Annotated in this window: 12 protein-coding genes; 5 read left to right on the top strand and 7 right to left on the bottom strand. The window is 68.0% G+C overall.

Annotated elements, in window-relative coordinates; all coding sequences use genetic code 11:
* The first annotated feature begins 58 nt into the window (after nucleotides 1-58).
* Nucleotides 59-994: a LysR family transcriptional regulator gene (locus DID96_RS09795; protein ID WP_124599159.1), complete on the top strand. Its 936-nt coding sequence runs from the start codon at nucleotides 59-61 to the stop codon at nucleotides 992-994.
* Between the two features lie 53 nt (nucleotides 995-1,047).
* Here DID96_RS09795 and DID96_RS09790 read toward each other — a convergent pair whose 3' ends face one another.
* The 6 genes from DID96_RS09790 to DID96_RS09765 form a co-directional block, all read right to left on the bottom strand.
* Complete coding sequence (locus tag DID96_RS09790) at nucleotides 1,048-2,187, bottom strand: enoyl-CoA hydratase/isomerase family protein (RefSeq protein WP_124599158.1); 1,140 nt, start codon at nucleotides 2,185-2,187, stop codon at nucleotides 1,048-1,050.
* A complete protein-coding gene (locus DID96_RS09785) occupies nucleotides 2,184-2,975 on the bottom strand; it encodes an enoyl-CoA hydratase (protein WP_124599157.1) in 792 nt (263 codons plus the stop codon). The genes DID96_RS09790 and DID96_RS09785 overlap by 4 nt, the downstream gene beginning before the upstream one ends.
* Nucleotides 2,975-3,874: a 3-hydroxyisobutyrate dehydrogenase gene (mmsB, locus tag DID96_RS09780; RefSeq protein ID WP_124599156.1), complete on the bottom strand. Its 900-nt coding sequence runs from the start codon at nucleotides 3,872-3,874 to the stop codon at nucleotides 2,975-2,977. Before mmsB ends, DID96_RS09785 begins: the two co-directional genes overlap by 1 nt.
* A 19-nt stretch (nucleotides 3,875-3,893) precedes the next feature.
* On the bottom strand, nucleotides 3,894-5,423 hold the full coding sequence (locus tag DID96_RS09775; protein WP_124599155.1) for a CoA-acylating methylmalonate-semialdehyde dehydrogenase: 1,530 nt from the start codon (nucleotides 5,421-5,423) through the stop codon (nucleotides 3,894-3,896).
* 99 nt (nucleotides 5,424-5,522) lie between these two features.
* Nucleotides 5,523-7,241, bottom strand: coding sequence for an AMP-binding protein (locus DID96_RS09770; protein ID WP_124599154.1), 1,719 nt, complete (start codon nucleotides 7,239-7,241; stop codon nucleotides 5,523-5,525).
* Between the two features lie 192 nt (nucleotides 7,242-7,433).
* Complete coding sequence (locus tag DID96_RS09765) at nucleotides 7,434-8,567, bottom strand: acyl-CoA dehydrogenase family protein (protein ID WP_124599153.1); 1,134 nt, start codon at nucleotides 8,565-8,567, stop codon at nucleotides 7,434-7,436.
* A gap of 137 nt (nucleotides 8,568-8,704) precedes the next feature.
* On the opposite strand from DID96_RS09765, the gene DID96_RS09760 reads away from it, so the two are divergent.
* From DID96_RS09760 to DID96_RS09750, 3 genes are all read left to right on the top strand, one after another.
* The gene (locus DID96_RS09760) at nucleotides 8,705-9,778 is read left to right on the top strand and encodes an AraC family transcriptional regulator (protein ID WP_185732211.1); all 1,074 of its coding nucleotides are present in this window, start codon (nucleotides 8,705-8,707) and stop codon (nucleotides 9,776-9,778) included.
* Between the two features lie 65 nt (nucleotides 9,779-9,843).
* Nucleotides 9,844-11,427, top strand: coding sequence for a nodulation protein NfeD (locus DID96_RS09755; RefSeq protein ID WP_124599151.1), 1,584 nt, complete (start codon nucleotides 9,844-9,846; stop codon nucleotides 11,425-11,427).
* Nucleotides 11,428-11,460: 33 nt separating this feature from the next.
* Nucleotides 11,461-12,234, top strand: coding sequence for a slipin family protein (locus tag DID96_RS09750; protein ID WP_124599150.1), 774 nt, complete (start codon nucleotides 11,461-11,463; stop codon nucleotides 12,232-12,234).
* Nucleotides 12,235-12,250: 16 nt separating this feature from the next.
* Here DID96_RS09750 and DID96_RS09745 read toward each other — a convergent pair whose 3' ends face one another.
* Complete coding sequence (locus tag DID96_RS09745; protein ID WP_124599149.1) at nucleotides 12,251-13,528, bottom strand: HAD family hydrolase; 1,278 nt, start codon at nucleotides 13,526-13,528, stop codon at nucleotides 12,251-12,253.
* Nucleotides 13,529-13,591: 63 nt separating this feature from the next.
* Between DID96_RS09745 and DID96_RS09740 the strand changes: the two genes are divergently transcribed.
* Nucleotides 13,592-13,858, top strand: coding sequence for a hypothetical protein (locus DID96_RS09740; protein WP_124599148.1), 267 nt, complete (start codon nucleotides 13,592-13,594; stop codon nucleotides 13,856-13,858).
* The last annotated feature ends 17 nt before the right edge of the window (nucleotides 13,859-13,875 follow it).

Here is a 13,875-nt window from a genome sequence, read left to right as displayed (position 1 = left end):
TTGAGTCACCGGATTCTCATGACTCGGGAATTCAAGGAACCAATAGGCGATACCCGCAATGACCGACAAACTCGACGGCGTATCGACGTTCGTGCAGGTGGTCGAATCGGGCAGTTTCGCGCTGGCCGCGGAACGGCTCGACATGACGCGTTCGGCGGTCGGCAAGGCGATCGCGCGGCTCGAGAAGCGGCTCGGCGCGCGGCTGCTGCAGCGCACGACGCGCAGCCAGAGCCTGACCGACGACGGCCAGGCGTACTACGACCGCTGCGTACGCGCGCTGGCGGAAATGGAAGCGGCGGAAGCCGATCTCGACTGCGGCCGCAACGAGGCGCGCGGCAAGCTGCGGCTGAGCGTGCCGCTCGCGTTCGGGCATCACTGCGTGACGCCGATCGTGCTCGACCTTGCGCGCACTTACCCGCACCTGCGGATCGACGTGTCGATCACCGACCGTTTCGTCGATCTCGTCGAGGAAGGGATCGACCTCGCGGTGCGGATCGGCGCGCTCGCGGACAGCACGAGCCTCGCGGCGCGGCGGCTCGGCACGCAATACGGCAGCCTCGGCGCGGCGCCGTCGTATCTCGCGCGCTACGGGATGCCCAAGACGCTCGACGACCTGAAGCACCATCGGACGATCGCCTATTCGCGTTCGGGCGTGGTGCAGCCATGGGACCTGCGCGCGCCGGACGGCTCGACGGTGCGGATCGACATGCCGCATCAACTGAGTTTCGACGACGTGCAGGCGATCGCCGCGGCCGGCGCGTCGGGGTTCGGGATTGCGTGGGTGCCGAGCTGGCTGCTCGACCATTACGTGAAGCGCGGGGAGATGGTGGTCGTGCTGGATCGCTGCTTCGTCTGCGAAGGCGACATTCACGCGATCTGGCCGAAGACGCGCTACCTGCCGCGCAAGACCCGCTGCGTGATCGACGCGCTCGCACAGGCGATTCCGCCGATGATCGAGCGCCCGGAGCCCGCAAACAACCAGAAGGCAGGTTGAAGCCGACGCGCCGCACGGGCGCGTCGGGCCATTACATGGCCATCACGCGGCAATCACGCCGCGCCGAGATCGGCGAGCGGATGCGCGAACAGCTTCCACGGCGACGTGAGGAAATGCCGCACGCGTTCGGCGCGCAGCTCGACGAGCGACGCGGGCGCCCAGCGCGGCTTGCGATCCTTGTCGACGAGGTGCGCGCGCACGCCTTCGCAAAAATCGCCGTCCTCGATCGCGCGCGCGACGATCCCGAGCTCCATCCGGAACGATTCGGCGAGCGTCATCTGACGGCCGCGCAGCAGCGCCTCGCGCGTCACCGCGAGCATCGTCGGCGAATGGCCGCGCAGCGCGTCGAGCGTCGCCTGCAGCCACTGCCGGTGCTCGCGCGACAGCTCGTCGCGCGCGAGATCCTGCGCGAGCGTCGCGACGATCCGCTCGACCGTAGAACGCTTGTCGAAATGGCGGACGATCCACGGCATCTGCGTATCGAGCACCGCATGCGGCACGACATTGCACGGCGGCTCGAACACCTTGCGCAGCGCGGCCGGCACGTCGTCGCCCCATTTCACGCTCTCGATGCGCGTCTCGAACGTGTCGAGCCATGACGACGGCACGCACAGGTCCGCGAGCTTCGCCGTGAGCGCATCCGCGCCGGACAGCATCGCCCCCGTCAGGCCGACGTACAGCTCCAGCTCGACGGGCATGCGGGCGAGGAAATGCGTCGCGCCGACGTCCGGCAACAGGCCGATGCGCGTCTCCGGCATCGCGATCTTGCTGCGCTCGGTGGCGACGCGCAGCGTAGCCCCCTGCGCAAGCCCCATGCCGCCGCCCATCGTCACGCCGTCCATCAGCGCGACGACCGGTTTCGGAAACGTATGAATCGCGTAGTCGAGCCGGTATTCGTCGACGAAGAACGGCAGCCACGTGTCGCGCTGCGACGCCATCCGGTACAGCGCGCGCACGTCGCCGCCCGCGCAGAAGCCCTTCTCGCCCGCGCCGCGCAGCACGACCGCGACGATCTGGTCGTCGGTGCGGCAGCGCTCCAGCAGCGCCGCCAGCTCGCACACCATCCCGTGCGACAGCGCATTGAGCGCGGCCGGACGGTTCAGCGTGATCAGCGCGACGCGGTTCAGCACGCGGAACAGCACGTCCGGTGCGGCTTGCGCGGATGCGTCGTGAGTCGTGACCGGCGTGCTCATCGTTCCTGCTCTCCTTCGTCATGCCATTGCGGCGCGCGCTTGCCGAGAAATGCGGCGACGCCTTCGCGCGGATCGTTCGTGTCGAACAGGTCGACGAAGCGCTCGCGCTCGACGGCAAGTGCCGCGCTGCGCGGCACGCCGTGCCGCGCAAGGCCGATCAGCTCCTTGCTGTACGCGACCGCGTGCGGGCTCTGCCGTGCGACGTTGCGCGCGAGCGCGAGCGCCGCGTCGCGCGCCGCGCCGGTGTCGACGACGTCCTCGACGAGGCCGATCCTGAGTGCGGTCGCCGCGTCGACACGCGTGCCGGCGAGAATGATCTTCTTTGCCCAACCTTCGCCGACGAGCCACGGCAGCGTCTGCGTACCGAGCCCGCACGGCAGCAGCCCGACCGACGGCTCGGGCAGCGCCATCTGCGCGTGCGTCTCCGCGATCCGCAGGTCGCACGCGAGCGCGCATTCGAGCCCGCCACCCATTGCGTAGCCGTTGATCGCCGCGATCGTCACGAAGCGCGCGTCGGAAAGCGCCTCGAATGCCGCGCCGAAACGCGATGCCATGTCGCGCGCGACCGCGCGATCGCCGTCGGCGAACGTTTTCAGGTCCGCGCCCGCGCTGAAGAACTTCGGGCCGTCGCCGGTGATGACGAGCGCACGGACGCGCGGGTCGGCATCCAGTTCGGCGACGGTCTGCTGCAACTGCAGCAGACCGTCAGGCGAGAATGCATTCGCGGGCGGGCGCTTGAGCGTCACGCACGCAATCGCGCCATCGTCGACGTAGTCCAGTTCGATCATCACGCGTCCTTCTTCGTTGCCGGTTGGTAGAGGCGGATCACCGCCGAGAAATCGAGCTGCCCGTCGCCGCGGCTGCTCATCGTCTGGTACAGCTGCTGCGCGAGCGCGCCGAGATAGACGGGCTGGCGCGCCTGCTTCGCCGCGTCGTTCGCGAGGCCGAGATCCTTCAGCATCAGGTCGGTGCCGAAGCCGCCCGTGTAGCCGCGCGACGACGGCGCGGTCTCGATCACGCCCGGATACGGGTTGTAGGTATCCGAACTCCAGCAGCGGCCCGTCGACGTGTTGACGATGCCCGCGAGCACCTTCGGGTCGATGCCGAGCGCGACGCCGAGCGACATCGCTTCCGACACGGCTGCCATCGAGATGCCGAGCACGAGGTTGTTGCAGACCTTCGCGACCTGCCCCATCCCGGTCGCGCCGCAATGGACGATGTTCTTGCCCATCCCCGAAAGGACGGGCTTCACGCGCTCGAAATCCGCGTCGCTGCCGCCGACCATGAAGGTCAGCGTGCCGGCCGCCGCGCCGCCCGTGCCGCCCGACACCGGCGCATCGACGAACGCGCCGCCGTGCTCGCGCACGAGCGCGCCGAACGCCTGCGCGCTCGCCGGGTCGATCGTGCTCGAATCGATCACCGTCGCACCCGCGCCGAGCCCGGCCAGCACGCCGCTCTCGCCGGTCAGCACCGAGCGCACGTGCGGCGCGGCGGGCAGCATCGTGATCACGAATTCCGCGCCGGCCGTCGCGTCGCGCGGCGAGCCGGCCACCTGCGCGCCCGCGTCCTGCAGCGCGCGCAGCGCGTCGGCGCTGAGGTCGAATGCGTGCACTTCGTGGCCGGCCTTCAGCAGGTTCAGCGCCATCGGCGCGCCCATGTGGCCGAGGCCGATAAAACCGATCTTCATCACTGCCTCCCTGTCACTGTCAATGCAGACGAATCGTCGTATTCACCGGGCCGGCCGTCGCTTCGTCGTCGAACCAGCGCGCGGTGACCGTCTTGGTCTGCGTATAGAACTGCACGACCTGCTTGCCATACGGGCCGAGATCGCCGAGCTTCGAGCCGCGCGAGCCCGTGAAGCTGAAGTACGGCACCGGCACCGGAATCGGGATGTTGATGCCGACCTGGCCGATGTCGATCTCGCTCTGAAACTTGCGCGCGGCCGCGCCGCTCTGCGTGAACAGGCCGACGCCGTTACCGAACGGGTTCGCGTTGACGAGCGCGATCGCATCGTCGAGCGAGTTGGCCTCGAGCACGACGAGCACCGGGCCGAAGATCTCGTGCGTGTAGATCGACATGTCGGTCTTCACGCCGGAGAAGATCGTCGGGCCGACGAAGTTGCCGCTCTCGTAGCCGGGCACCGTCACGCCGCGGCCGTCGAGTTCGAGCTTCGCGCCTTCCTTCACGCCCGCTTCGATCAGCGACAGGATGCGTTCCTTCGCGGTCTTCGACACGACCGGGCCGACGTCGGTGCCGGCTTCCGCGCCCGCGTTGACTTTCAGCAGCTTCGCCTTCGCGACGAGATCGGGCAGCCAGTCGCGCGCCTCGCCAACGAGCACCGCGACCGACGTCGCCATGCAGCGCTGCCCCGCCGCGCCGAACCCGGCGCCGACGAGCGCGTTGATCGTCTGCTCGCGGTTCGCGTCGGGCAGCACCACCGCGTGGTTCTTCGCGCCCATCATCGCCTGCACGCGCTTGCCGTTCGCACTGCCAAGCTGATACACGTGCGTGCCGACCGCGGTCGAGCCGACGAACGAGATCGCCTTCACGAGCGGATGCGTGCAGATCGCGTCGACGACTTCCTTGCCGCCGTGCACGACGTTCAGCACGCCTTTCGGAATGCCGGCCTCGACCGCGAGCTCGACGAGCTCCATCGTCGACAGCGGATCCTGTTCCGACGGCTTCAGCACGAACGTGTTGCCGCATACGATCGCCATCGGGAACATCCACAGCGGGATCATCGCCGGGAAGTTGAACGGCGTGATGCCCGCGCACACGCCGAGCGGCTGGCGCAGCGTGTACGTGTCGACGCCGCCCGCGACGTTCTCCGCGAACTCGCCGAGCTGCAGCGTGCCGACCGAGCACGCATGCTCGACCACCTCGAGCCCGCGGAAGATGTCGCCTTCGGCGTCGGGCAGCGTCTTGCCCTGCTCGGCGGTCAGCGTCTTCGCGATGCGCTGCTGGTGCGTGCGCACGAGATCCTGGAACTTCAGCATGATGCGCATGCGCGCGGCGATCGGCGTGTTCTTCCACGACGCGAACGCGGCGTGCGCGGCCTGCACGGCCGCGTCGACCTCGGCGACCGTCGCGAACGGCACGCGCGCGAGCACCTGCTGCGTCGCCGGGTTGACGATGTCGCGCCACTCACGGGTGGCGGACTCGACGAATTCGCCGTCGATCAGCAGCTTGACCGTCGGCACGTCTTGTCCCGCTTGGGACGTCGGATTCGCGTTCATCGCTTCAATCTCCTTGGGAGCGCCGCCGTGCGCCACGGCACACCGGCGGCCGGTTCAATGCATCGGCGGGCAGCGCGGGATGCGCGGCCCGCTGTCGGGTCATTTCAGTTCGGCGGCGAAATCCTCTTCCCAGTATTCGCCGGGCATCCGCGCGCTCGTGTCGTCGCCGCGCTCGATCTCGCGGCGGCGCAGCTCGACGCGGCGGATCTTGCCGGAGATCGTCTTCGGCAGGTCCGCGAACTGCAGGCGGCGGATGCGCTTGTACGGCGCGAGCTTCTCGCGCGAGAAGCGGAAGATCTCGAGCGCGAGCGCCGGGCTTGCCTCGTAGCCCTGGCGCAGCGTGACGAAGGTTTTCGGCACCGCGAGCCGCACGGGGTCCGGGCTCGGCACGACGGCCGCCTCGGCGATCGCCGGGTGCTCGATCAGCACGCTTTCGAGTTCGAACGGGCTCAGCCGGTAGTCGGACGACTTGAACACGTCGTCCGCGCGGCCGATGTACACGTAGTAGCCGTCGTCGCCGCGCATCGCGATGTCCGACGTGCGGTAGTGGCCGTCGCGCATCGCGTGGGCCGTCGCGTCGGGGTTGTTCGCATAGCCGTTCATCAGGCCGACCGGGCGCGGCACGTCGGGGCCGATCGGCAGCGCGACCTCGCCTTCGCTGACGGGCACGCCGTCCGGGTCGAGCAACGCGATCCGGTAGCCGGGCAGCGGGCGGCCCATCGAACCTGCGACGACCGGCTGGCCCGGCGAATTGCCGATCAGGCACGTCGTTTCGGTCTGGCCGTAGCCGTCGCGGATCGTGATGCCCCACGCCTTCTTCACGCGCTCGATGACCTCGGGGTTCAGCGGCTCGCCCGCGCCGACGATCTCGCGCAGCTTCACGTCGAACGACGCGAGCGGCTGCTGCACGAGCATGCGCCAGACGGTCGGCGGCGCGCACAGCGTCGTCACCTGGTATTTGACGAGCGCATCGAGCACGACCTTCGGCTCGAAGCGCGCGTAGTTGAACGCGAACACGCACGCCTGCGCATTCCACGGCGCGAAGAAGCAGCTCCATGCGTGCTTCGCCCAGCCCGGCGAGCTGATGTTCCAGTGGATGTCGCCCGGCTGCAGGCCGACCCAGTACATCGTCGACAGGTGGCCGACCGGATAGGTGCGGTGCGTATGTTCGACGAGCTTGGGCTTCGACGTCGTGCCCGACGTGAAATACAGCAGCATCGGATCGTCCGCGTGCGTGACGCCGTCCGGCGTGAATGCGGCGGGTGCCGTATAGCCGTCGTTCATCGCGAGCCAGCCCGCGCCGGGGATCGTCGATGCGGCACCGGCGACGATCTTCTGCTTGAGGTCGAGGCCAGGCTGCTCGAACTTCGCGGTTTCGTTCTCGTCGACGATCGCGTAGGTTGCGCCACCGATCTGCACGCGGTCGCGCACGTCGTCGGCGGAGAGCTGCGTCGTTGCGGGCAACACGATCGCGCCGAGCTTCATCGCGGCGAGCATCGCGTCCCACAGCTCGACGCGGTTCGGCAGCATCAGCAGGATCCGGTCGCCGCGCACGACGCCGATGCTGCGCAGCCAGTTCGCGATCCGCGACGAACGCTCGGACATCTGCGCGAACGAATACGGGTCGCCTTGCGCCGTCGCCGCGTCGACGATCCATAGCGCAGGCTTGTCGTTGCCGCGCGCCATCACGTCGAAGTAGTCGAGCGTCCAATTGAACGTGTCGAGGGCCGGCCACTGGAAATCGCGGTAAGCGGTTTCGTAGTCGGTGCGATGGCGCAGCAGAAAGTCGCGTGCGTCCAGGAAAGCCTGTACCGTCATCGTCATGTCTCCTGTCGGCCGGAGTTAGCGCTTCAGCGCTTACTCCGGCCCCATGCTTCGCGGTCGATCAGAGTTAGCGCTTTAGCGCTTGCTCCGGTTCCATGTCGTACGGCGCACGGTCACGTCGTTGCGTGCCGCGTTCGCCGCGCTGCCCTCGTGCCCATTGCCTGCTGCCGTGGCAACCGTCGCGGCTCAAAGCTGCCGCGCGATCACCATCCGTTGCACTTCGCTGGTCCCCTCGTAGATCTGCGTGATGCGCGCGTCGCGATAGTGACGCTCGACTTCGTAATCGGCGAGATAGCCGTAACCGCCATGAATCTGGATCGCATCCGAGCATACGCGCTCGGCCATCTCCGACGCGAACAGCTTCGCCTGCGACGCTTCCGACAGGCACGGCAGGCCGGCCGTGCGCAGCTTCGCCGCATGGTGCACGAGCAGGCGCGCGGCGTTGATCTGCGTGGCCATGTCCGCGAGCTTCTGCTGGATCGCCTGATGCTCGGCGAGCGGCTTGCCGAACTGCACGCGCTCGCCCGCATAGCGGCGCGCCTTGTCGAACGCGGCACGCGCGATGCCGAGCGCCTGCGCGGCGATCCCGATCCGGCCGCCTTCGAGGTTCGACAGCGCGATCTTCAACCCTTCACCGCGATTGCCGAGCAGGTTCTCCTCGGGAATCGCGCAGTTCTCGAACGTGATCGGGCAGGTATCCGATGCGCGGATGCCCATCTTCTTCTCCGGCTTGCCGACGATGAAGCCCGGCGTGTCGGTCGGCACGAGGAACGCGGAGATGCCGCGCTTGCCGGCGTCCGGATCCGTGATGGCAAAAACGATCGCGATGCCGGCGCGCTGGCCGTTGGTCACGAACTGCTTCGCGCCGTTCAGCACCCATTTGCCGTCACGCAGTTCCGCGCGGGTGCGCAGGTTGTGCGCTTCCGAGCCGGCCTGCGGCTCGGTCAGGCAGAATGCGCCGATCGTGCGGCCGGCCGCCATGTCGCCGAGCCAGCGCTCCTTTTGCGCGGGTGTGCCGAAACCGAGGATCGGCCCGCAGCCGACCGAGTTGTGCACGCTCATCATCGTCGCGCACGCGGCGTCGCCGGCGGCGACCTCCTCCATCGCGAGCGCGTACGCGACGTAGTCGGTATACGAACCGCCGAGCTCCTGCGGCACGATCATCCCGAGCAGGCCAAGCTCGCCGAGCTGCGCGACGACCTCGTCCGGCAGGTGCGCGTCGTGATCCCACTGCGCGGCGTGCGGCGCCAGCACTTCGGTGGCAAAAGCGCGCGCGGCGTCGCGGATCATCCGCTGGTCTTCGGTGTAAAGCTCGTCCATGGCGCTGCTGTCTCCCGGCGGCACGCGTGGCGCGGCCGCAAAGTGTTTGGATGAAACAAGTGTAGGCAAGCGTGCGCAACTGTTCGATGCTCGCCCCGCTCAATTACACTGAGCGTTTTTGCCATAGCACACCGCCGATGAAGCAGGAAGAGAAGGGAGCCAAAGAAAAGGGAACCATCGCGATCAGCCTCGTCGCATACAGTGTCGCGCTCGCGACGCGGCACGGCGTCGCCGCCGAGCCGCTGCTCGCCCAGGCCGGCATCGCGCCCGCGCTGCTCGAGCAGCCGCGCGCGCGGGTGTCCGCGCAGCAGTACGGCGCGCTGTGGAACGCGATCGCGCGGACGCTCGACGACGAATTCTTCGGCCAGGACCGCCACCCGATGCGCAGCGGCAGCTTCATCGCGATGAGCCAGGCGGCGCTCACCGCGCGCGACGGGCTGCACGCGATGGCACGTGCGGTGAATTTCATGCACTGTGTGCTCGACGACCTGCACGCGGAGCTCGACGCGAATCCGCAGCGCGTGCGGCTGCGCTTCGTGCACCGCAACAACGGCGCGACGCCCGCGATGTTCACGTACGCGACCTATTTCATCATCGTCTACGGGCTTACCTGCTGGCTGATCGGCCGGCGCATCCCGCTCCTGCACGCGAGCTTCCGCTGCGACACGCCGCCTGCCGAGCACGAATACCCGTCGATGTTCTGCGACGACATGCGCTTCAACCAGCTCGATTCGTATGTCGATTTCGATCCCGAATTCGCGACGCTGCCGGTCGTGCAGAACGCGAAGACGCTGAAGACGTTCCTGCGCAACGCGCCGGCCAGCTTCATCGTCAAGTACCGCAACCCGAACGCGCTCGCGCAGCGCGTGCGCACGGTGCTGCGCGGCATGCCGCCCGCCGCGTGGCCCGGTGCGTCGGGCATGGCCGCGCGGCTGCACGTGGCCGAGGCGACGCTGCGCCGCAAGCTGCATCAGGAAGGCCACGCGTACCAGTCGATCAAGGACACGCTGCGCCGCGATCTCGCGTTCGAGGCGCTCGCCGATCCGTCGCGCACGATCGCCGACGTCGCCGCGGCGGCCGGCTTCGCGGAGCCGAGCGCGTTCTACCGCGCGTTCCGCAAGTGGAGCGGCCGCAGCCCGGCCGAGTTTCGCGACGAGGTGCTGCAAACCCGTACCGGATCGCCGTTTCCGCAGAAACCGCCTAATCTTTAAACATCGGGCTAGCGCCCTTCCTGCGGGCCGGACAGCGCGCATCCACGCGGCGCCCGGACGTCCCGATGCGCTTTCATCGTCCATCGCCGTTCCCGGCTCCCGACGCGCCGGACCATCACGCGCACCACCCGTTGTCCGCGCGGATCGCTCGCGCCGCCCTGTTTGCGGCGCTGCTCGTCGTGTGCGCGGCCGCGGCCGCCGCCGCGCCGCCTGCCGCTGCCCCCTCTGCCAAGCCCAAGCCGCCCGTCGTCGTGATTCCGATCAGCGGCGCGATCGGGCCGGCCAGTGCCGATTTCATCGTCCGTTCGCTGAAACGCGCGGAGAGCGAGCATGCGCCGCTCGCGATCCTGCAGCTCGACACGCCGGGCGGCCTCGACTCGTCGATGCGGCAGATCATCAAGGCGATCCTCGGCTCGCCGGTGCCGGTCGCCGCGTTCGTCGGCCCGAGCGGCGCGCGCGCGGCGAGCGCGGGCACCTATATCGTCTACGCGAGCCACATCGCGGCGATGGCGCCGGGCACCAACCTCGGCGCGGCGTCGCCGGTGCAGATCGGTATCGGCGGCAGCGCGCCGGGCGGCAGCCCGCCTTCGCCATCCGGCGCATCGGCCGCGTCGAGCGTGTTGCCGAGCGACACCGCGTCGACCGAAATCCGCAAGGCGATGCAGGACGCGTCCGCGTACATCCGCGGCCTCGCGCAACTGCGCGGGCGCAACGCCGCATGGGGCGAGCGCGCGGTGCGCGAAGCGGTGAGCCTGTCCGCCGAGGAAGCGCGCACGCAACACGTCGTCGACCTGGTCGCGCAGGATGCGGCCGACCTCGCACGGCAGGTCGACGGCCGCACCGTATCGACCACGGCCGGCGCGCACAAGCTCGCGACCGCGCAGGCGCCGCTCCTCGTCGTCGAGCCGGACTGGCGCAGCCGCTTCCTCGCGATCATCACCGATCCGAACGTCGCGCTGATCCTGCTGACGATCGGCATCTACGGCCTGTTCTTCGAATTCGCGAACCCGGGCTTCGTGCTGCCGGGCGTGGTCGGCACGATCTGCCTGCTGATCGGCCTGTTCGCGATGCAGCTTCTGCCGGTCAACTATGCCGGCCTCGCGCTGGTGCTGGTCGGGCTCGCGTGCCTGATCGCCGAGGCGTTCCTGCCGACCTTCGGCGTGCTCGGCTTCGGCGGCATCGCGTCGTTCTCGATCGGTGCGCTGATGCTGATCGATACCGACGTGCCGGGCTACGGCATTCCGTGGCAGGTGATCACGAGCCTCGCGCTCGGCGGCGGGCTGCTCGTCGCGGGCGTGTCGACCGTGGCGCTGCGCGCGCGGCACCGGCCGGTCGTGAGCGGCGCCGAAGCGATCGTCGGCAGCATCGGCGAAGTGCTCGACGACGGCTTGCGGCCCGACCAGCCGCAGACAGCCGCCGGCCCGGCGCCGTCCGCCGCCGGCTGGGCGCGCGTGCACGGCGAGCGCTGGCGCGTCGCGTGCAATGCGCCGCTCGCCGCGGGCTGCAGGGTGCGCGTCACGGGCCGTCACGGGCTGATGCTCACCGTCGCCCCGCTTTATGACACGCCGGCTGCCCCGCAAGGGACCGGAGCAGGCGCTGATGCGCCAACGCCGGCCGGCCGCGAAGCATGGGATCCGGGCAAACGCTGAAGCGCCAGCTCGGCACAACAAAGGAGAACAACCATGATCGGCTACACGTTCGGCTTCAGCAGCCTCCTGATCGTCTTCGCGGTGCTGCTCGTCGCGTCGTCGATCCGTATCTTTCGCGAATACGAGCGCGGCGTCGTGTTCATGCTCGGGCGTTTCTGGAAGGTCAAGGGCCCGGGCCTCGTGCTGATCATCCCGATCGTCCAGCAGGTCGTGCGGATCGACCTGCGCACCGTCGTGTTCGACGTGCCCGCGCAGGACGTGATCACGCGCGACAACGTGTCGGTGAAGGTGAATGCGGTCGTGTATTTCCGCGTCGTCGATCCGGAGAAGGCCGTGATCCAGGTCGCGCGCTTCTTCGAGGCGACGAGCCAGCTCGCGCAGACCACGCTGCGCGCGGTGCTCGGCAAGCACGAGCTGGACGCGCTGCTCGCCGAACGCGAGCAACTGAACGCCGATATCCAGAAAACGCTCGACGCGCAGACCGACGCGTGGGGCATCAAGGTGTCGACGGTCGAGATCAAGCACGTCGACCTGAACGAGACGATGGTGCGCGCGATCGCGCGGCAGGCGGAAGCCGAACGCGAGCGGCGCGCGAAGGTGATCCACGCGGAAGGCGAGCTGCAGGCGTCGGAGAAGCTGCTGCAAGCGGCGCAACGGCTCGCGCAGCAGCCGCAGGCGATGCAGCTGCGCTATCTGCAGACGCTGACGACGATCGCTGCCGACAAGAACTCGACGATCGTGTTTCCGCTGCCGGTCGACCTGCTGACAGCGGTGCTCGACCGCTTCGGCCCGCCGCGCGACCGTTGAGCGTGGCTACGATGCATCACGCCAGCAGCTTGCGCTCCGTCTTGCCGTACTTGATCGACTTCTCGTCCGGGATCATCAGCCCCGTGTGCTCGTCGCGGCCCTGCAGGATGAAGCGCGCGTTCGCGTTGCCGATCTGCTCGGCCGCGAGCTTGCTGTCCGCGCCGATCTCGCCCTTCTTCATCCGGTTGACGATCACGCCGACCGACGTGTCCTTGAAGTCGCGCAGCATCCACGCGTCGCCGTCGCTGTCGCCCGCCACCAGCACCGGGCCGTAGCCCTTCTGCGCCTGCAGCACGTTGCGGATGCCGACGGTCTTGCCGGGGCCCCAGTTGAAGTGCCAGCCGGCCGGATAGGTGCTCGTGTACTTGCCGTCCTGCATGTCGAGGCGCAGGCCGATCACGTTCGCGGGCGGCACGCCGTAGCCGTAGTTCGGATTGCCGGCGAACACGCGCACGACGTCATCGAGCGACGCGGTGCTCACGTACACGTCGATGCCGTTCTCGCGCAGCGTGTGCATCAGCGCGCGGATTTCCTCGTGAATGCGGATGCCGTGGAAATGCGTGTCGGCCACGACGCCAGCCTTGCCGGGCAGCGTCTTCGGGCTTTCATACTTCACCTTGCGCAGCGCGTCGCCGATGCCGTGGTTGTTCGACGCCTCGGCCATCGCCTGCAGCTCGGCGGTCGTCATGTTCTTGTAGAAGTAGATGATCCACTTGTAGCCGATCTCGAGCGGATGCGTGTCGCAGATCGCGTCGTACATGAAGTACAGCTTCGCGCGGAAATCCTTGAACTGATCCGTCTCGCGGATCTCGTCGAGGCTCTTGTCGCCGCCGAATCCCTTGTAGTTCGCGTAGAGCCAGCGGTAGTCGGATTCGACGTCGGCGGCGAGGTCCTCCATCGACACCGGCTTGCCGTCCACCGTCGTGTAGTCCTTCATGAACGTGCCCTTCGGCACGTCCTTCCACATCACGCCGACGAATTCGTCCGGCGTCAGCTTGTACTGCAGGTTGTTGATCTGGTACATCAGCAACGCCTCTTCGCAGTCGTTCATGATGCACGTGTTGTCCCAGTCGAATACCGCGTACGGGCGACGGTTCGCGTCGTAGCGCTTGCTCTTCACGCCGTACTGGTCGAGCACGGCCTGCAGGCGCGCGGCGTTGACGGGCGACCAGCGGCCCGGGTCGAGCGTGTCCGGGGTGGTCGCGTTCTTCGCGTCGGCGATGCCCGTCTTGAGCATCAGCGGCGTTGCGGCGGTGGCTGCAGCGAGGGTGTTCAGAAACTTGCGGCGTTGCATGGTCTCTCTCCGTTGGAATGGGAATCCGGTTTCGGTGACGCGCCCCCGCCCGGCGCTTGATGCTTGATGCGCCCCGCTGCGACCGGCGACATACAGCCGCCGGGCGAAGCCGGCGGCGGCTCCGAAATGGCGGTGCATGATCTGGCGAAATTATTTCAAAAATATGACGAATACCCGCCAGGGTGCGACAACAAGCTGATCCGGAACGACATCCGCATTCCCGAGGATTCCCTCGAAACTGGGAAAAGCCCTCATCCCGAAGCACTGGTGCGTGCGGCGGAACCGACTATGATGATGACATCACTCAATGGCACATTAAATGCTGACTGAATAATCCGCGGCGGCGA

Source organism: Burkholderia sp. Bp8963 (genome assembly GCF_003854275.1).
Lineage (GTDB): Bacteria > Pseudomonadota > Gammaproteobacteria > Burkholderiales > Burkholderiaceae > Burkholderia.
This window is presented reverse-complemented; position numbering and strand designations above follow the sequence as displayed.

Bases quoted from the DNA above. Each gene is read 5' to 3' on its own strand.
- DID96_RS09760 (WP_185732211.1), top strand. From the start codon at position 8,705: ATGAAGCAGGAAGAGAAGGGAGCCAAAGAAAAGGGAACCATCGCGATC.
- DID96_RS09770 (WP_124599154.1), bottom strand. From the start codon at position 7,241: ATGACGGTACAGGCTTTCCTGGACGCACGCGACTTTCTGCTGCGCCAT.
- DID96_RS09765 (WP_124599153.1), bottom strand. From the start codon at position 8,567: ATGGACGAGCTTTACACCGAAGACCAGCGGATGATCCGCGACGCCGCG.
- DID96_RS09790 (WP_124599158.1), bottom strand. From the start codon at position 2,187: ATGAGCACGCCGGTCACGACTCACGACGCATCCGCGCAAGCCGCACCG.
- DID96_RS09795 (WP_124599159.1), top strand. From the start codon at position 59: ATGACCGACAAACTCGACGGCGTATCGACGTTCGTGCAGGTGGTCGAA.
- DID96_RS09785 (WP_124599157.1), bottom strand. From the start codon at position 2,975: ATGATCGAACTGGACTACGTCGACGATGGCGCGATTGCGTGCGTGACG.
- DID96_RS09745 (WP_124599149.1), bottom strand. From the start codon at position 13,528: ATGCAACGCCGCAAGTTTCTGAACACCCTCGCTGCAGCCACCGCCGCA.
- DID96_RS09750 (WP_124599150.1), top strand. From the start codon at position 11,461: ATGATCGGCTACACGTTCGGCTTCAGCAGCCTCCTGATCGTCTTCGCG.
- DID96_RS09775 (WP_124599155.1), bottom strand. From the start codon at position 5,423: ATGAACGCGAATCCGACGTCCCAAGCGGGACAAGACGTGCCGACGGTC.
- mmsB (WP_124599156.1), bottom strand. From the start codon at position 3,874: ATGAAGATCGGTTTTATCGGCCTCGGCCACATGGGCGCGCCGATGGCG.
- DID96_RS09755 (WP_124599151.1), top strand. From the start codon at position 9,844: ATGCGCTTTCATCGTCCATCGCCGTTCCCGGCTCCCGACGCGCCGGAC.